The 17,465-nt window shown below is 73.4% G+C and carries 18 protein-coding genes; 2 read left to right on the top strand and 16 right to left on the bottom strand.

The features are described from left to right. Positions 1–13: 13 nt before the first annotated feature. The 13 genes from B0I31_RS30580 to B0I31_RS30520 all read right to left on the bottom strand — a co-directional run bounded on the left by B0I31_RS30580 (position 14) and on the right by B0I31_RS30520 (position 12,198). The gene (locus B0I31_RS30580) at positions 14–451 is read right to left on the bottom strand and encodes a nuclear transport factor 2 family protein (RefSeq protein ID WP_106618850.1); all 438 of its coding nucleotides are present in this window, start codon (positions 449–451) and stop codon (positions 14–16) included. Beyond that, complete coding sequence (locus tag B0I31_RS30575) at positions 438–1,391, bottom strand: 3-hydroxyacyl-CoA dehydrogenase NAD-binding domain-containing protein (protein WP_219910868.1); 954 nt, start codon at positions 1,389–1,391, stop codon at positions 438–440. The genes B0I31_RS30580 and B0I31_RS30575 overlap by 14 nt, the downstream gene beginning before the upstream one ends. Then, positions 1,388–2,452, bottom strand: coding sequence for an LLM class flavin-dependent oxidoreductase (locus tag B0I31_RS30570; RefSeq protein ID WP_106618849.1), 1,065 nt, complete (start codon positions 2,450–2,452; stop codon positions 1,388–1,390). Before B0I31_RS30570 ends, B0I31_RS30575 begins: the two co-directional genes overlap by 4 nt. A gap of 76 nt (positions 2,453–2,528) precedes the next feature. Then, on the bottom strand, positions 2,529–2,972 hold the full coding sequence (locus B0I31_RS30565) for a nuclear transport factor 2 family protein (RefSeq protein ID WP_106618848.1): 444 nt from the start codon (positions 2,970–2,972) through the stop codon (positions 2,529–2,531). Next, complete coding sequence (locus tag B0I31_RS30560) at positions 2,969–4,060, bottom strand: acyl-CoA dehydrogenase family protein (protein WP_106618847.1); 1,092 nt, start codon at positions 4,058–4,060, stop codon at positions 2,969–2,971. The genes B0I31_RS30565 and B0I31_RS30560 overlap by 4 nt, the downstream gene beginning before the upstream one ends. Then, on the bottom strand, positions 4,060–5,001 hold the full coding sequence (locus B0I31_RS30555) for an aromatase/cyclase (RefSeq protein WP_106618846.1): 942 nt from the start codon (positions 4,999–5,001) through the stop codon (positions 4,060–4,062). The genes B0I31_RS30560 and B0I31_RS30555 overlap by 1 nt, the downstream gene beginning before the upstream one ends. Positions 5,002–5,039: 38 nt before the next feature. Continuing rightward, positions 5,040–5,825 (bottom strand): 3-oxoacyl-ACP reductase FabG, encoded by a 786-nt coding sequence (fabG, locus tag B0I31_RS30550; protein ID WP_106618845.1) that lies wholly within the window; start codon positions 5,823–5,825, stop codon positions 5,040–5,042. Positions 5,826–5,833: 8 nt separating this feature from the next. Beyond that, positions 5,834–7,204, bottom strand: a complete 1,371-nt coding sequence (locus B0I31_RS30545; protein WP_106618844.1) for an acetyl-CoA carboxylase biotin carboxylase subunit — start codon at positions 7,202–7,204, stop codon at positions 5,834–5,836. Positions 7,205–7,214: 10 nt separating this feature from the next. Beyond that, complete coding sequence (locus B0I31_RS30540) at positions 7,215–7,721, bottom strand: acetyl-CoA carboxylase biotin carboxyl carrier protein (RefSeq protein ID WP_106618843.1); 507 nt, start codon at positions 7,719–7,721, stop codon at positions 7,215–7,217. Continuing rightward, positions 7,718–9,424, bottom strand: coding sequence for an acetyl-CoA carboxylase, carboxyltransferase subunit beta (gene accD / locus B0I31_RS30535; RefSeq protein ID WP_245950557.1), 1,707 nt, complete (start codon positions 9,422–9,424; stop codon positions 7,718–7,720). Before accD ends, B0I31_RS30540 begins: the two co-directional genes overlap by 4 nt. A gap of 34 nt (positions 9,425–9,458) precedes the next feature. Beyond that, positions 9,459–9,707, bottom strand: coding sequence for an acyl carrier protein (locus B0I31_RS30530; protein WP_106618842.1), 249 nt, complete (start codon positions 9,705–9,707; stop codon positions 9,459–9,461). After that, positions 9,704–10,933 (bottom strand): ketosynthase chain-length factor, encoded by a 1,230-nt coding sequence (locus tag B0I31_RS30525; RefSeq protein WP_106618841.1) that lies wholly within the window; start codon positions 10,931–10,933, stop codon positions 9,704–9,706. Before B0I31_RS30525 ends, B0I31_RS30530 begins: the two co-directional genes overlap by 4 nt. Further along, positions 10,930–12,198, bottom strand: coding sequence for a beta-ketoacyl-[acyl-carrier-protein] synthase family protein (locus B0I31_RS30520; protein WP_106618840.1), 1,269 nt, complete (start codon positions 12,196–12,198; stop codon positions 10,930–10,932). The genes B0I31_RS30525 and B0I31_RS30520 overlap by 4 nt, the downstream gene beginning before the upstream one ends. Positions 12,199–12,423: 225 nt before the next feature. On the opposite strand from B0I31_RS30520, the gene B0I31_RS30515 reads away from it, so the two are divergent. Then, positions 12,424–13,341, top strand: a complete 918-nt coding sequence (locus B0I31_RS30515; RefSeq protein WP_219910867.1) for an MBL fold metallo-hydrolase — start codon at positions 12,424–12,426, stop codon at positions 13,339–13,341. Between the two features lie 21 nt (positions 13,342–13,362). On the opposite strand, the gene B0I31_RS30510 is transcribed toward B0I31_RS30515, so the two are convergent. Together B0I31_RS30510 and B0I31_RS30505 are read right to left on the bottom strand one after the other, a co-directional pair. After that, complete coding sequence (locus B0I31_RS30510) at positions 13,363–13,773, bottom strand: nuclear transport factor 2 family protein (RefSeq protein ID WP_106618839.1); 411 nt, start codon at positions 13,771–13,773, stop codon at positions 13,363–13,365. Then, complete coding sequence (locus B0I31_RS30505) at positions 13,770–14,921, bottom strand: DegT/DnrJ/EryC1/StrS family aminotransferase (protein ID WP_106618838.1); 1,152 nt, start codon at positions 14,919–14,921, stop codon at positions 13,770–13,772. The genes B0I31_RS30510 and B0I31_RS30505 overlap by 4 nt, the downstream gene beginning before the upstream one ends. A 163-nt stretch (positions 14,922–15,084) precedes the next feature. Between B0I31_RS30505 and B0I31_RS30500 the strand changes: the two genes are divergently transcribed. After that, positions 15,085–15,981, top strand: coding sequence for an aromatase/cyclase (locus tag B0I31_RS30500; protein ID WP_106618837.1), 897 nt, complete (start codon positions 15,085–15,087; stop codon positions 15,979–15,981). 167 nt (positions 15,982–16,148) lie between these two features. Here B0I31_RS30500 and B0I31_RS30495 read toward each other — a convergent pair whose 3' ends face one another. Next, positions 16,149–17,306 (bottom strand): Cmx/CmrA family chloramphenicol efflux MFS transporter, encoded by a 1,158-nt coding sequence (locus tag B0I31_RS30495; protein ID WP_106618836.1) that lies wholly within the window; start codon positions 17,304–17,306, stop codon positions 16,149–16,151. Positions 17,307–17,465 lie beyond the last annotated feature (159 nt).

Here is a 17,465-nt window from a genome sequence, read left to right as displayed (position 1 = left end):
CCGGGGGTGGAGGTCAGCGGCCGTCCGCGCGCAGGTGTCGTGATCGGACCATGAAGGTACTGCCGTGGGGGATGAGGACGTCCTCGCACACCACGTTGACGTAGACGCGCAAGGCGTTGTCCGCCGGGGTGTACATGGCCAGCGCGTAGGACCGGGCGTGGACGGTGCCCGCCGGGGTTGCGCTCGCCTGGAGCATCCCCAGCCAGTGGCGGAAGAAGTCGAGCCCGGTGGTGACGACGTGCTCGTGACGGCGGCGCACGGACGCGCGGATCTCCTCGCGTCCGTGCAGCCGGGTGCCGGTGACCTCGCGGAAGTCCGCGTCCGGGGTGAACAGGTCGGCCCAGTCGTCCGGCCGGTCGTCGTCGAGCAGGCCGAGCTGGTGGACGTAGAAGCGCTGCACCTCGGCGTGCAACGACATCCCGGCCGCCTGCCGCCGGTCAGGGATCGGCACGGTGGCGGTCCACTTCGGACAGAGCGGTCAGGATGGCGTTCTGCTTGGCGTCACGTTCGGTGGACAGGTCCTCGAACGTCCGGTCGCCGAAGGCTTCCTCGGCCTGGGCGAGCAGGAGTTCGAGGGTCTCCTCGTCCATGCGCGGCTGACCCAGACCGCGCCAGCCCCGTTCGAGGCCCGCGCCCAGGGTGGTCAGCCACTTGCGCAGGCCGCCCTGACCGCCACCGAGGTGGAACGCGCGGAAAGGGCCTACGGTCGCCCAGCGCAGCCCGATGGAGTTGGTGACGATCGCGTCCAGCTCCTCGACCGTCACCACGCCCTCGCGGACCAGGTGGATGCTCTCCTGGAGCAGCGCGGACTGCAGCCGGTTGGCGGCGAACGCGGCGATCGGCTTGCGCAGCACCACCGGCACCCGGCCGAGGGAGCGGTAGAAGGCGGTGGTGCGGGCGATGGCCTCCGGTGCGGTACGGGTGCCGCCCACCACCTCCACCAGCGGCACGACGTGCGGCGGGTTGAACGGGTGGCCGACGACCACGTGGGACGCGTCGTCGGTGGTGGCGCCGAGGTCGTCCGGCAGGAGGGTGGAGGTGGAGGACAGCAGCAGGGTGCCGGGCGCGGTCGCCTTGCCCAGGCGGGCGAACAGCTCCTGCTTCAGCTCCAGGTTCTCCGGGGTGTTCTCCTGCACGACGTCCGCGCCCTCCACGGCGCGGTCCAGGTCGGGTTGGAACTCCAGGCGTGAGACCAGCTCCGCCGGGTCCGCTCCCCCGCCCCGCAGGCCGGGCGCGAACAGCTCGACGGCGTCGCGCACGAGGCGTTCGGCGTCCGGGTTGCGGCTGTTGACGCGCACGTGGTTGCCGTGGGCGAGGAACAGGACCGTCCAGCTCAGGCCGATGGTGCCCGCGCCGATGACGGTCACCGTCCGGTTCGGGGTGTCGGTCACGGTTCCCGCCTCAGGTGTGGGATGACCCGGTCGGCGAGCAGGCGGAGGGTGGTTTCCGCCTGCTCGACCGGGAGGTGGCCGGAGTGGATGCCCAGGCTCAGGGTCAGGTCGTCGCCGTAGAGGTCGGCGATCGACCGCAGTTGGGCCGCCACCTGGTCGGGTGTGCCGATCAGCAGCTTGTCGTCGGCCAGCTTCTGGTCGAACAGGTCGCGCTTGCCGATGTCGGCGAGCTTCTCGTAGCCGGGGTAGGCGGTGCTGGTGGTGTCCTGCCAGGCGCGCACGGCCTGGCTGATGGCGACGGTGTTGCGCTCCTCGTCCAGCCGACCCCGCGCGATGGCCTCCCCCTCGTCCTCGGCGACCACGCACGGGAAGGTGAGGTGGATCTGGCCGGGCCGGTCGTGGCCGGCGGCGGCCCACTCGCGGCGGAAGACCGTGACGCGTTCCCGCAACTCGTCCACGGTCATCGCGTTGGGCACGGTCTGCAGGTGGTGGCCCGCGCGGGCCGCGGCCACCACGGAGTCGACGCTGCGGGCCGAGGTGACGAACACCGGCGGGTGGGGGCGCTGCACCGGCCGGGGCAGGAGGGTGACCGGGCCGAACTCGTGGAAGGTGCCCTTCCACTCGGCGTCCTCCGTGGTCCACAACAGCTTCACCGCCTCGACGCCCTCGACGAAGCGGTCCCGGCTCTCGTCCATCGGGATGCCGAACGCCTTGAACTCGTCCGGCAGGAACGCGCGGCCGAACGCCGCGTCCACCCGGCCGTGCGAGATGTTGTCGAGCATGGCGAGCTTGCCCGCGAGCTTCACCGGGTGCACGAACGCCGGGATGGTCGCGCTGGTGCCCAGGCGCAAGCGCTTGGTGCGGCCCGCGGCGGCGGCCAGGAACGTCACCGGGTCGGGGCTGTAGCCGCCGTAGGCGAAGAAGTAGTGCTCCACCATCTTCACGTGGTCGTAGCCGAGTTCCTCGGCCAGGTCGACCAGCCGCAGGCACTCGTCGAAGTACTGGTGGGCCGGTTTGTCCTCCGGTCCCACGGTCGGGAAGAACACGACGCCGAACTTCATCGTCCACTCCGTACTCGTCGGTCGGGTGCCACCGGGCGGGCCATCCGGCGGGTCAGCCGGTGTGTCGGCCGGCGGGTCATCGGCCATCGGGGAGGATCAGCCGGTGCGCCACCAGCAGGCGGTCGCCGTCCGGCACCAGGTGGTCGTGGCAGACGGCGTGGCCGCGCACGGTGAGCGCGCCGCCCCGCGGGGTGGCCAGGGTCAGCGCGTAGTTGCGGGTGCGCAGCGTGCCGTCCGGCTGCGGGCGCACGACCAGCATCGAGAACCAGTGGCGGATCACCACGCCCTCGGCGGCCAGCCGCTCGGCGCGTTCGCGCACCGAGGCCCGGATCGCCTCCCGGCCGCTGAAGCCGCCCGCCTTGCCGGGTTCGCCGAACACCGCGTCGACGGTGAACGTGTCGGCCCACTCGTCGGGCTTGCCGTCGTCGAGCAGGCCCATCTGCCAGGCGTAGAACTGCTGCACGTCGGCGTACAGCTCGGCGGGGACGGAGGTCTCCACGTCCAGTGGTGCCCGGGTCATGCGGTCGTTCCTTCCGCTGGTCGGTCGAGCGCGTGGTCGCCGTAGGCGGCGCCCGCGGTGTCGAACTGGAGGGCCACGTGGCCCGCGAGGCTGTGCACGTCCCGCCACGCGCGCGAGACGACGCCGCGCTGGCCCCGTGATCCGGCGGCGCGGAAGAGCCGTTCCACCGCGTCCACGAGCAGGTCGACGGCGAAGGCGCAGTCACGGGGGTTGCGCACGGCCTCCTCGGGGGTCGCACCGCGGTCGGCGACTCCGGCCGCACGGCGCAGCAGGAGGTCGGCGGCGTCCACGGCGGCGGCGGTGCGGGCCAGGGCGATGCGCGTCGAGCGGGCGCGGTCCGGCGGGAGGGTGCGTGCGGCGGTGTCCCGGGTCCAGTCGGCCAGTGCGCCGCGGACCGCGCCGATCGCCGGCGCCGCGAACAGCACTCCGCTGACCACGCGCAGCGGCGCGGTGTGGCAGCGGGCCGTCGAGCCTGTCGGACGGCCGTGCAGCATCCGCTCGCGGGGGAAGCCGCGGTGCGCCGGCACGCGCACGTCGTCCAGGACGAGCGTGTTGCTGCCGGTGCCCCGCATACCCACCGGGAACCACGTGTCGAGGACCTCGAAGTCCGTGCGGGGCACGGCGAAGAACCACGGGCTGTCGTCCTCGCCGGTCGCGCAGACGAGGGCCCAGTCGGCGAAGTCGACGCCGCTGGTGACGTCCCACCGGCCGGTGAGGCGCCAGCCGCCGGGGGTCGGCTCGACCCGGCCGTGCGGGATCAGCGCACCGGCGACCAGGACGTCCGGCCCGTCGTCCCACAGGTCCCGCTGGCCCTGTTCCGGCAGGTACGCGCCCATCCGGGCGGCGCCCGCGGTGAGCGAGGCGCACCAGGCGGTGGCCGCGCACCCCTCGGCGACCTCGGACACGGCGTCCAGCAGCTCGGTGAGCGTGCCGTCCGCGCCACCCCACCGCGCGGGCGTGAAGTGCCTGCCGAACCCGGCGGCGGCCAGCGCCTTGACCACCTCGGGGCTCAACACCCGGTCGGTGTCGGCGCGGTCGGCGTGCCCGGCGGCCAGCGCGGTGAGGTCCGCCACCGGCAGGGGTGCCATCAGCGCCGCCTGCTCTCGGCGTAGTCCTTGGCGTGGCCGAGGGTCGCCAGGCTGTTCGTGCTCAGCGCGGTGCGCACGAACGCCCGCGCCCGGTCGAGGTCGGCGTCCTCGCCGAGCACCTTGGCGATGTTGGCCTCGTTGATCGCCACGGTGTGCCGCGAGGTGACCACCACGCCGTCACCATCGGGTTCGAACAGCCAGTGCCCGGTGTGCAGGGTCATCAGGGCGGGCAGCACGACCTGCTTGTAGACGATCCGCCGGTGCGGCAGGCACACGCGCACGGACTTGGTGGTGTGCACCGAGCCGTCCTTCGTGCGGGTGTCCATCTCCAGGACCTGGAGGCCGGGCGTGTCCTCCTGCAACGACACGCGCGCCACGTGCGGCAGCCGTTCCTGCCAGAGCGCGGCCTCGTTGATGAAGTCGTAGGCGTCCTCCGCCGAGCCCTCGATGCGCACCGTGTCGTCGAACGTGGTCAGCAGGCCGGCGGAGGCCAGCTCGGCGTTGGCCTTCATGGCCGCCAGTTCCGACGTGCTGTTGCGGTCGACCGCCTGGTCGATCCAGGCCAGCCGCTCCGGGTCGTCGTCGACCGCCCGGTAGTCGTGCAGCAGCCGCACCCGGCACTCGTCGCCGGAGAGCGGCTCGACCAGCCACGCGCCGCCCATCGAGGCGACCGGTGCCTGCGAGACCTCCTGGCGGAAGTCGACGCGCAGCGCCGCGGGGTCCAGCTCGCGGCGCGAGGTCCAGGTCTTGGCCTCGCCGTTGGCGGTCGCCCAGATGCGGATGCGCTCGTGGGCGTCACCGCGTTCCAGGTGCTCGACGTGCACGCTGGGCGGGAAGAGCTGCGGCCAGTTCGCCACCTCGGCGATCAGCCGGTAGACCTCCTCCGCGGGCGCGTGCACCTTGATCTCGTGCTCCACCTCGCGCGCGACCGGCTGGGACATGCTCGACTCCTTCGTCGGAAGAGGGGTGGGGTGGTGGGTCAGAAGTTGCCGAGGCCGCCGCAGACGTTGATCGCCTGGGCGGTGATCGAGCCCGCGGTGTCGGAGACGAGGTAGCCGACCATCCCGGCGACCTCCTCGGGCGTCGAGTAGCGGCCGAGCGGGATCTTGGCCTGGAACCGGTCCAGGACCTCGTCCTCGGTGGTGCTCCACGCGGCGGCGTAGCCCTGCCGGACGCGTTGCGCCATCGGCGTCTCCACGTAACCTGGGCACACCGCGTTGACCGTGATGCCGGACTTGCCCAGCTCGTTGCCCAGGGCCTTGGTGAAGCCGACCACGCCGTGCTTGGACGCCGAGTACGGCGCGCCCAGCACGACGCCCTGCTTGCCCGCGGTGGAGGCGATGTTGACGATCCGGCCCCACGCCCGCTCCCGCATGCCGCCGACCGACAGCACGTCCCGGGTGGTGAGGAAGACGCTGTTGAGGTTGGTGTTGATGACCTCGAACCACAGGTCGTCCGCGATGTCGGCGGTGACGCCGCCGCCGCTGCGGCCCGCGTTGTTGACCAGGACGTCCACCGGGCCGTAGCGGTCCACGGCGGCGGTGACGAACGCCCGCACCTGCTCGGGCGAGCCCACGTCGCACGTCGTCCCGGACACTTCCAGGCCCTCGTCCTGGAACTGCTTCACGGTGTCCGCGACGCTGTCGGCGCTGCGCGCGCAGATGAAGACCTTCTTGCCCTGCTCGGCCAGGGTCCTGGTGATGGCGAGGCCGATGCCGCTGGTGGCCCCGGTGACGAGGGCGACCCGGCCGTTCTGCTCGGACATGTGCTCCCCTACTCCGTGTGGTCCTGGGCGCGTTCGGCGAGCACCCGCTCGACGAACGTCGTGTCGTAGCCGCCTGCCCGGAACTCGGGATGACGGGTGAGGTGGCGCAGGAACTCCAAGGTGGTGCGCACGCCGCGGCCCGCCACGCGGAACTCGGCCAGCGCGCGGTCCATCCGGTCCACCGCCTGTGCGCGATCGGGCGCCCACACCACGAGCTTGGCCAGCAGCGAGTCGTAGGCCGCGGGGACGCGGTAACCGGCGTAGCCGTGGGTGTCCACGCGCACGAACGGGCCGCCGGACGGCACGAACTCGTCCAGCACGCCGGGCGTCGGCACGAACCCGCGTTCGGGGTCCTCCACGTTGACGCGGCACTCGATGGCCGCGCCGCGCGCCACCACGTCCCGCTGGCGCAGCGACAGCGGCTCGCCCGCGGCGATCCGGAACTGCTCGGCGACCAGGTCCACGCCGGTGACCGCCTCGGTGACCGGGTGCTCGACCTGGATGCGGCAGTTGGCCTCCATGAAGTGGAACCCGCCGTCCGGGCCGACCAGGAACTCGATGGTGCCCGCGCCGACGTAACCCGCCCACCGCGCGCCGCGCACGGCCGCCGCACCCATCTTCTCGACCAGCCCGGCGTCGAGCCGGGACGCCGGGCTCTCCTCCAGCAGCTTCTGGTGCCGCCGCTGCACCGAGCAGTCCCGTTCGCCGAGGTGGACGACGTTGCCGTACCGGTCGGCCAGCACCTGCACCTCGATGTGGCGCGCGTCGGGCAGGTACCGCTCGACGTAGACCCGCCCGTCGCCGAACAGCATCTGCGCCTGCGCCTTGGTCTCGGTGTACGCGCGGGTGAACGAGCCGCGGTCGGGCACCACGCGCATACCGCGACCGCCACCGCCCGCGACGGCTTTGACGATCACGGGGTAGCCGATGGCGTCCGCGACGCCCAGCGCCTCCTCGGCGGTGCGCAGCGGCCCGGTGCTGCCCGGCAGCACCGGGACACCGGCCTCGGCCATCAGCACGCGGGCTGCGGCCTTGTCGCCGAGGTTGGCGATGACGTCGGCGGGCGGGCCGACGAACACCAGCCCGTTGTCGACGCACACCTCCGCGAAGTCGGGGTCCTCGGACAGGAAGCCGTAGCCGGGGTGCACGGCGTCCGCGCCGGTGCGCAGCGCCGCCTCGACCACCGCCGGGATGTTGAGGTAGCTGCGCCTGGCCGGTCCCGGTCCGATGTGGACGGACTCGTCGGCGAGCCGGACCACGGCCGAGTCGCGGTCCTCCGTGGAGTACACCGCGACCACGCCGATGCCCATCTCCCGGCACGTGCGCGCCACGCGCACCGCGATCTCGCCCCGGTTGGCGATGAGCACCTTGGTGAACACGCCGCGCCCCTCAGCCCGCGTCCAGCGCGAACAGCGGCTCGCCGTACTCGACCGGCTCGCCGTCTGCCTTGAGCACGGCGGTGACGGTCCCGGCGCGGTCGGCCTCGACCGGGATCATGAGCTTCATCGCCTCGATGATCCCGATCTGGGTGCCCACCTCGACGGTGTCGCCGACGTCGGTGAACGGCGCCGCGCCGGGGTGCGGTCCCCGGTAGAAGACGCCGACCATGGCCGCGTCGAGCGTGGTCGCGGCGACCGGTCGGTCCGGCGGCACCGCCGGTGGCGGGCCGGGTGCCTGCCCGGTCGGCTGGTCGGGGGTCGCCCACTCGACCTCGACGGACACCTCCCCCGCGCGCATCCGCAGCACCGCGGGCTGGGTGGGCAGCTGCGCGATGAGGCGCACGGCGCTGTCGCGCAGCCGTTCCAGCAGCTCACCCGGAGGTTCGGTGCGGGTGACGTCGTGCGGCAGGTCGCCGTCGAAGTCGTGGCCGAGGTGGTTCACCAGGCTCTTGGTCACCGCTGCTCACCCCTGTCGTCGTGGTCGGTCGAGGTCGCGCCGAACGCGCGGAACCGGGCGCGCCTGGCCGCGACGAGCCGGTCGCCGGTCATCCCGGACAGCCGGCGCAGGGCCGCGACGAGCGCGTCCCGCAGCCGCTGCCCGGCCAGCACGTGGTCGTGCCCGCTGCCGCCCTCGGGTTCGGGCACGACGCCGTCCACGACGCCGAGGCGGAGCAGGTTCGCCGCGTCCAGGCGCAGGGCGCGGGCCGCGGCCGGTGCCATCCGCCGGTCGCGCCACAGGATCGCGGCGCAGCCTTCCGGGCTGATCACCGAGTAGACGCCGTTGGAGCCGATCAGCACCTCGTTGGCCACGGCCAGCGCGAGCGCTCCGCCGCTGCCGCCCTCACCGGTCACCACCGTGACCACGGGCACGGGCAGGCGCGCCATGAGGCGGATGCTCTCGGCGACCGCGACGGCCTGGCCGCGTTCCTCCGCCGCCCTGCCGGGGTGCGCGCCGGGTGTGTCGACCAGGGTGACGACGGGCAGGCCCAGCTTGGCCGCCAACCGCATCAACCGGGCGGCCTTGCGGTACCCGGCGGGCGTGGGCATCCCGTAGTCGCGGGCGGCCATCTCCTCGGCGGTGCGGCCCTTCTGGTGGCCGACGACCACGACCGGCGCGCCGGCCAGCCGCGCGATGCCGCCGACCACCGCCGGGCAGTCCTCGCCGAGGCGGTCGCCGCGCAGTTCCTGGAAGTCGTCGAAGGCCAGCGCCAGGTAGTCCAAGGTGGTCGGCCGCCCGAGCTCACGAGCGCGCCGCACCGCGTCCCACGCCTCGACCTCGGGCAGCAGGCGGTGATCACGCACCACCCCGTCCGGCACGTCCGGCACGTCCGGCGCGTCCGGCGGGGTGGTGCGCGCGGCGGCCAGCACGCGGCTCAGGGTGGTCCGCAGCGCCGCACGCGGGGTGATCACGTCGACCAGGCCGTGCGCCAGCAGGTACTCGGCGGTCTGGAAGTCGTCGGGCAGGGTCTCGCGGATGGTCTGCTCGATGACCCGCCTGCCCGCGAACCCCAGCCGCGCGCCCGGCTCGGCCACGATCACGTCGCACAGGGTCGCGAACGACGCGGCCACGCCACCGTAGGTCGGGTCGGTGACCAGCGAGACCGTCAGCACGCCCGCCTCGTCCAGCTCGCCGAGCGCGGCAGCGGTCTTGGCCATCTGCATGAGGGACAGCACGCCCTCCTGCATCCGCGCACCGCCGGACGCGCACACCAGCAGCAGCGGCACGCGCCGCGCCAGCGCCAGTTCGGCGGCCCGGGTGACGAGCTCGCCGACCGCGGTGCCCAGGCTGCCGCCCAGGAAGCGGAAGTCCATCACCGCCGCGACCACGGGGTGCCCGTCGAGCGTGCCCGACGCCAGCACCACCGCCTCGTCCAGCCCGGTCGCCGCCCGCGCCGCGGCCAGCCGCGCCGGGTAGGGCGTGGTGTCGGTGAACCCCAGCACGTCCACCGTCCGCGCGCCGATGTCGAGGACCTCCACGCCGTCGTCGAAGAGCTGCGCGACACGGGCACGGGCGGTGAGCCGGTGGTGGTGCCCGCAGTCCGGGCACACCCGCAGGTCGCGCGCCAGGCGCCGGACGTACAGCAGGGTCCGGCAGCCGGGGCACACCACCCACCGGACTCCCTCGTCCCGGTCGACGCCCCGGTGGGCCACGGCCGTCACCCGCGCCCACCCCCTCGACGACCGCCCGGGCCGCTCACCGCGAGTTGACGACCGCGAGCAGTGCGCGCGGCGTCCGGGCGGCGGCGGTCGTCTCGTCCTCCAGCTTGATGCCGTACTCGCGCTCGATCCGGCTCGCCGTCTCCAGCATGGCCAGCGAGTCGTAGCCGAGTTCGGCGAACTCGACGTCGAGGATGTCCGCGTCGAGGTCGACGCCCTCGTCGGCGCCCGCGCCCTCGCGGAGGATGCGCTTGAGTGCTTCGATGGTCATGTCCGGTCGGGTCATGCCGGTCCTCCCTCTGGAAACGTGGCGCGCACGACGACGGCGGCGTTGAAACCGCCGCTGCCGCGGGCCAGCACGAGCGCCGTGCGCGGCCGGGTGTGGCGCGGCGCGCCGGTCACCAGGTCGATGCCGTACCCCGGCGCGGGGTTCACGTTGATCGTCGGCGGGATCACACCGTCGCGAATGGACAACAGGGCCACCGCCACGTCGAGCGGCGCGGCCCCGGAGAACAGCCGGCCGGTCATCGTCTTCGGCGCGGTCACCGGGACGCCGCGCGGGCCGAACACGGCGGTGATCGCCTCGGCCTCGACGCGGTCCAGCTCGGGCACGCCCGCCGCGTCGGCGAACACCACGTCGACGTCACCGGGAGTCAGCCCCGCGTCGGCGATGGCCAGCTCCGCGGCCCGCCGCAGCCCCGGCTCGCCGCCGCCCGGCCTCGGGTCCATGGTGGCCGCGTAGCCCGCCAGCTCGCCGTAGGACCGCTCGACGCCGCGTCGGCGGGCGGCGTCCTCGTCCTCCATGACCAGGATCGCGCCGCCCTCGCCGGCCACGTGGCCCGTCGCGTCGGCGTCGAAGGGCAGGTAGGCGCGATCCGGGTCGTCCACGGCGCTGAGCCGTCCGGTGGACATGTGCGCGACCCAGCCCCACGGGCAGATCGAGCCGTCGACACCGCCGGAGACCACCAGGTCGATGCCCTTGCGGATCTGCCGGCGCGCGTTGGCCACCGCGTCGAGCCCGCCCGCCTGGTCGGTGACCAGCACGCCGCTGGGGCCGCGCATGCCGTTGCGGATGGAGATCTGCCCGGTGTTCACCGCGTAGAACCAGGCGAACGACTGGTAGGCGCTGACGTGCGAGCCGCCCTTGCTCCACAGGTTCTGCAGCTCGCGCTGCCCGAACTCGAAGCCGCCCGACGAGCTGGCCGTGATCACGCCCATGCCGTACTCGGGCAGCTCGGCCGGGTTCACGCCCGCGTCGGCCAGCGCCCAGTCCGCCGCCACGAGCGCCAGCCGCGTCATGTGGTCGGTCTGCGACAGCAGCCTGCTCGGCAGGTGCTCGCCCGCCTCGAAACCGGGCACCTCGCCGGCCAGCCGCGCCGGGTAGCGCGTGGCGTCGAACCGCCGCACCGGGCCGATACCGCTGCGCCCGGCCAGGGTCGCCGCCCAGAAGTCCTCGACTCCGAGGCCGTTCGGCGCGGTGACGCCGATCCCGGTGAACACCACGCGGTTCACGCCGCCCGCCGATCGGGCCGGGTGAGGACCATCGCGCTCTGGAAGCCGCCGAAGCCGCTGCCCACCGTCAGCACGGTGTCGGTGCGCCACTCGCGCGCGGTCAGCGGCACGTAGTCCAGGTCGCACTCCGGGTCCGGTGTGCGCAGGTTCGCCGTGGGCGGCACCACGTTGTGCCGCATGGCGAGCACGGACGCGGCGATCTCGATGGACCCGATCGCGCCGAGCGAGTGGCCGACCATCGACTTGATGGAGCTGATCGGTGTGCGGTAGGCGTGGTCGCCGAGGCTGCGCTTGAACGCCGCGCTCTCGTGCCGGTCGTTCTGCTTGGTGCCCGAGCCGTGCGCGTTGACGTAGTCGACGTCGTCGCCGTCGAGCTTCGCCTCGTCCAGCGCGACCCGGATGGCCTCGGCCATCTCCCGGCCGTCCGGCCGCAGCCCGGTCATGTGGAAGGCGTTGCACCGCGAGGCGTAACCGGCGATCTCGGCGTAGACGTGCGCGTTGCGCTTGCGGGCGCTCTCGTACTCCTCCAGCACGAACACCGCGGCTCCCTCGCCGAGCACGAACCCGTTGCGGGTACCGTCGAACGGCCGCGACGCGTGCTCGGCGTCGTCGTTGCGCGGTGTGGTGGCCTTGATCGCGTCGAAGCAGGCGACCGTGATCGGTGAGATGGGCGCGTCGGTGGCGCCCGCGATCATCACGTCGGCCGAGCCCTCGCGGATCAGGTCCACCGCGTAGCCCACCGAGTCCAGGCCCGACGTGCAGCCGGCCGAGACGACGGTGGCCGGTCCCTGCGCGCCGACGTCCCACGCCACCTCGGCGGCGAACGAGCTGGGCACGAAGTGGTGGTAGAGGTGCGGCACGGCGTACTCGTGGTCCACCAGCCACTTGCGACCGCCGTCGCTGACGACCCGGTACTCCTCCTCCAGGCCCATCGTCGCGCCGACCGCGCTGCCGATCGTCACGCCGACCCGGTGCGGGTCGAGCTCGCTCGGCTCCAGGCCGCTGTCGGCCACGGCGTCGCGCGCGGCGACGACGGCGAACTGCGTGGCGCGGTCCATGCGCCGGATCTCCTGCGGGCTCAAGCCGTGCTGCTCGGGCGAGAAGTCGACCTCCGCGCCGACCTGCGAGCGGAACGGCGAGGGGTCGAAGAACGTGATCCGCCTGGTCGCGGTGCGCCCCTCGCTCAACAAGCTCCAGAAGCTCTTCACACCGGACCCGCCCGGGGCGAGCACGCCCACCCCGGTGATCACCACCCGTCGGTTCACCCGGTCCGCCTCCCGATCGAAGAATCAACAACGAACTGGTCGAACCCTCGCAGGCGCACCTCAAGCAGCGGCACGACAGCGCCTGAAGTCCCGCTTTAGCCCCGATCCAGGCCACCGGGCTCCAGCACTTCTCGAGGCGCGGTCGTGCGGTGGCGGTGACGCTCACCCGGGAGCGGTGACCGCACCGTCCACAATGGGCGGTCGGAACGGTGGTGGGGGTGCGCGGTGGCGGTTCGGCGTGGGACGGCGTCCCGGCTGGAAGAGGTGGCGGACGGTGTCTTCGCCCACGAGCAGCCGGACGGAGGTTGGTGCCTGAGCAACGCCGGGGTGGTGGTGTCCGACGGTGAGGCGGTGGTGGTCGACACGGCGGCCACCGAGGAACGCGCCCGCCGGTTCCGGGACGCCGTCGCCTCGGTCGCGTCGGCCGCACCGCGCGTGGTGGTCAACACGCACTTCCACGGCGACCACACGTTCGGCAACTCCGTGTTCCAGCCGGAGGCCGTCGTCGTCGCGCACGAGGCGGCGCGGACCGAGGCGGGGGTGGCGGACCTCGGCATGTGCGGGCTGTGGCCGGACGTCACGTGGGGCGACCTGCGGGTGGCGCTGCCGCAGGTCACCTACCGGGACCGGGCGACCGTGCACGCGGGCGGCGTGCCGCTGGAGCTGATCCATCCCGGTCCCGCGCACACCACCACCGACACCCTGGTGTGGGTGCCGGACCGGTCGGTGCTGTTCGCGGGCGACGTGGTCCTCAACGGTGCCACCCCGTTCTGCCTGATGGGGTCGGTGTCGGGGTCGTTGCGCACGCTGGAGCTGATCCGCGCGCTGGAACCGGCGGTGATCGTGCCCGGTCACGGCCCGGTGGGCGGGCCGGAGCTGCTGGACGCCACCGAGGCGTACTTCCGGTGGCTGCGCGACCTCGCCCGGGACGGGGTGGACGCTGGCCTCACGCCGCTGGAACTGGCCCGGGAAACCGATCTCGGCGCGTTCGCCGAGCTGCTCGACGCCGAGCGGCTGGTCGGCAACCTGCACCGGGCCTACGCCGAGCAGCGGGGCGCGCCGGAGGGCACCCCGCTGGACGTGCTGGCGGTGTTCCTGGAGATGGTGGAGCACCACGGCGGTCCGCTGCCGTGCCGCGCCTGAGCGGTCCGACCGGACGGCCGGTCAGGTGCCGTCGAACCGCACGGCGCGGTGGCGCACCAGCCACCCGCCCGGTGACGGCACCAGGTGGTCGTGGCAGTCGGCGTTGCCGAGCAGCGCCGCCGTGCCGCCGCGCGGTGTGACGACCGCCAGCGCGGCGTACCGCGTGAACACGCCGCCGTCCGCGTCCGGCTCGACGTCGACCATGCCGAACCAGTGCCGGAAGTCCAGGTCCGCGGCGGCGATCCGGGCCACGCCGCGGCGCACCGACTCGCGGATCGCGTCACGCCCGCGCAGCGGTTCCGGCTCGGTGGAGTCCTCGAACACGGCGTCCTCGGTGAAGGTGGCCGCCCACTCGTCCACGGCACCGTCCTCGGACAACCGCATCTGCCTGCCGTAGAACTGCTGCACCGACGCGAGCAGGTCCGCCGTCACCGGTCCGCCCTCCCGGGCCGGGACTCGACGGCCTTGCGCAGGCGGTCGGCCACGACGCGCACGTCCTCGTCGGACAGCCCTGGGTGCAGCGGCAGGCACAGCGTGCGCCCCGCCAGCCACTCCGTGCCCGGCAGCTCCGCGTCCACGGCGCCGTAGAGCGGCACCCGGTGCAGCGGCTCGTACCGGAACGTGGTGTAGACGCCCTCGGCGAACAGGTCGGACGCCACGTCGTCGCGGATCGCCGGGTCCATCTGCACCCAGTAGAAGTAGTAGGACGACTCGTGCCCGGCGGGCAACGGCGGCGGCAGCGCCAGACCCGCCACGTCGGCCAGTTCCCGGTCGTACAGCTCGACGATCTCGCGCCGCCGCGCCACCATCGCGGGCAGCTTGCGCAGCTGCACGGAGCCGATGGCCGCGGTCAGGTCGTTGCCGATGACGCGCCTGCCGACCTCCTCCACGTCCAACTTCCACCACTGCCCCGCCGTGCGCGCCCGGCCGAGGCCGCTGGCGTGGCGCAGCCCGTGGTAGACGAGCCTGCGCGCGCGCTCGGCGCGGTCGGCGTCACGCACGTAGAGCATCCCGCCGTCGCCGGTCACCATGACCTTGGCCGCGTCGAAGCTCCAGATCGCCAGGTCGCCGAACGAACCCGCCGCCCGACCGTCCACACGGGACGCGGGCGAGCAGGCGGCGTCCTCCAGCAGGTCGATGCCGCGCTCGGCGCAGAACTCGGCGATCGCCACCACGTCACCGGGGTAGCCGCCGTAGTGCAGCACCACGACCGCCTTGGTCGCGGGGGTGACGGCGCGCTCGACGTCGGCGAGCGTCGGGTTGAGGGTGCGCGGGTCCACGTCGCAGAACACCGGCCGCGCACCGGCCGACACGACGGCGTTGGCGGCGGCGATGAACGCCACCGAGGGCAGCACCACCTCGTCGCCGGGGCCGAGGTCGAGCAAGTCCAGCCCCACGAACAGGCTGGCGGTGCCGGAGTTGAGGAACAGCACCCGGTCGGGCGGCACCCCGAGGTGCTCGGCGAACTCGTCCTCGAACGCGGTGGTGCGCGGGCCGTGCCCGAGCCACCTGCGCTCGAACACCTCGGCGACCGCGGCCAGCTCCGCGTCGCCGACCTGGGGTTGGAACAGGTTGATCATCCGCACTCCCGGTGGTGGCCGACCGTTCCGGTGCAGCGTCGCCGCTCCCGCTCGACCGCCGGTCGAGGGCCGCTGTACGTGGGGCGGTCCAGCGCGCCTCAAGCGCCCGCCGACCGGGTGCGGCCAAGGTCACCGGCAGGTCCACGACGAAGGGGGCAGCGAGATGGCACGGTCAGCGGAGCACACCGCCCGGCACGAGGTCCACGTCGACGCGGCACCGGACCACGTCTTCGACCTGCTCGCCGACCTCGACCAGTGGCCCCGCCTGTTCCGGCCGTTCGTGCTGGTGGAATCGCTCGGCGGGCGGGACGGTGTCGAGCGCGTCGGCATGTGGGCGACCTTCGACGACGCGATCGAGCACTGGGCGGCGTTCCGCGAGGTCGACCGCGACCACCGCCGCCTCACCTTCCGCCCCGAACGGCCGCACCCGCCGGTGACGGCGATGGAGCGGACGTGGCAGGTCTCCCCCGCACCGGCCGGCGGCTCGCTGCTCACCCTGTCGCACCGCGTCACTGCCGACGAGGACGCGCTGGACGGTGTGCGTGCGGGCATCGAGGACATCGCGGCGCGCGAGACGGCCGCGGTGCGTGCCGCCGCCGAGCAGGACCCCGCCTTCGTGGTCGTCGTCGTGGACACCGTCGACGTGCCCAGGCCGCCGGAGCAGGTCTACGCCTACCTGTGGCAGGCGGCGAAGTGGCCGGACGCGCTGGCCCACGTCGAGAGCGCCGAGACCCGGTACGAAGCCGGTGACGCGCAGGTCGTGGAGGTGGTGACGCGCGAGGCGCGCGGCGGGACCCTGACCACCCGGCTGGCCCGCGTCGGCTTCCCGCACCACGCGCTGGCCTACAAGCACCTCCTCCTGCCGCCGCTGGGCAGCAGCCACCACGCGAGCTGGCACATCGCCACCGCGCCGGGCGGCAGCACGGTGACCTCGCGCCAGGTGGCCGTGGTGGACGAGGCGGGCGCCCGCGCGGTGCTGGGCGACGACCTGACTGGCGTGCGCGATTTCGTGCACGGGGAACTGTCGACCAAGGCCCGCCTGCTGCTGGGCGGCGCCTGACCCGCCGAGCCGGTGCGTCCGGTCAGCCGAGGGTCGTGACGATGTCGGCCACCCGGTCGGGCATCGAGAGGAACGGGTCGAGTCGGGCATTCGATGCTCCCCGGGTTGTTCACGATCAAGGTGCGAGTCTGGCGGGCACGGCGCGGTATCCGTGTGAGACCGGCGCGTCAGCCGGTCGCGATCGCTTTCCGCGAGGGGAAGGCGATGAGCAGTGCGACCGCGACCAGGAGCCCGCTCGCCCACAGCGGACCGACGTTTCCGGCGGCCGTGCCGAGAGTGGTCGCGGCGACGAGTGGTCCAACGGTGGCGCCCACGTTGAGTGCCGCGGTCGCGTACGAGCCGGCCATGGTGGGTGCTCCCGCCGCTTCATAAAGGACCCGTGTGATGAGCGTGCTGCCCAGCGCGAACGACAGCGCGCCCTGCACGAAGACCAGGGAGAGCAGCGCGACCGGCTCGTCGGCCAGCACGGCCAGGACCGGCCAGCCGATGAGCAGCAGCGGACCGCCGACCGCCAGGACCAGGGTGGGGCGCCGGTCGGACCACCGTCCCGCGACGGTGACGCCGACGAACGAGCCGGCACCGAAGAGCACCAAGGCGACCGGGATCCACAGCTCGCCCAACCCCGCGGTACCGGTCACGACGGGGGCGAGGAAGGTGAAGCTCGCGAACGTCGCCGAGTTCACCAGCGCGCCGAGCACCAGGACCAGCACCAACCGGGGACGGCTGAGCTGGGCGAGCTCCGCTCGCAAGGTCGGCCCGCCGGTCACCTCTTCCCGCACCCGCCCGGCCGGGATTCCCTTCAGCACGCCGAGCGCGGCGGGCAGGCAGAGTGCGGCGACAGCCCAGAACGTGGCCCGCCAGCCGAGCACCGCGCCGAGTGCCGACCCGCCGGGGACACCGGCGATCGTGGCCATTGTCGTACCGGACAACAGCACGGCCAGCGCACGCCCCTTCTGGTCGGGTGGGACCAGCGCGGCGGCGGCCGTCAGCGCGACCGCGAGGAACCCCGCGTTCGCCAGCGCGGCCACGACCCGGGTGGCGAACAGGACCGGGAAGCTCGTGGTGACGGCTCCCACGACGTGCGCGGCCGCGAACGCGAGGATGAACCCGAGCAGGCTCAAGCGCCTCGGCCAGTCACGGGCGAGCGCGGCCACCAGGGGCGCACCGACGACCAGGCCGATCGCGAAGGCCGAGGTGAGCGTGCCCGCGGTGCCCACGGAGACGTCGAGGTCCGAGGCGAGGTCCGGCACGAGGCCGGCGAGCATGAACTCCGAGGTGCCCATGGCGAAGACCGCCAGGGCGAGCAGGTACAGCGGAAGAGGCATCGAGTGGCTCCGAGGCGAGGAGAAGCGAGGAGGTCATCTCGTCACCGCGGCCAGGCCCCCGAGGGCGCGCTCGTCCGACCGCGGCACGCGGTGGGACGGCAGGGCCTATGAGCTCGGTGGTTCAGGGGCTGACGGCGTGACCGAAAGCCCCCACCTCGT

It is taken from the genome of Saccharothrix carnea (genome assembly GCF_003014735.1).
Taxonomy (GTDB): Bacteria; Actinomycetota; Actinomycetes; order Mycobacteriales; family Pseudonocardiaceae; genus Actinosynnema; species Actinosynnema carneum.
This window is presented reverse-complemented; position numbering and strand designations above follow the sequence as displayed.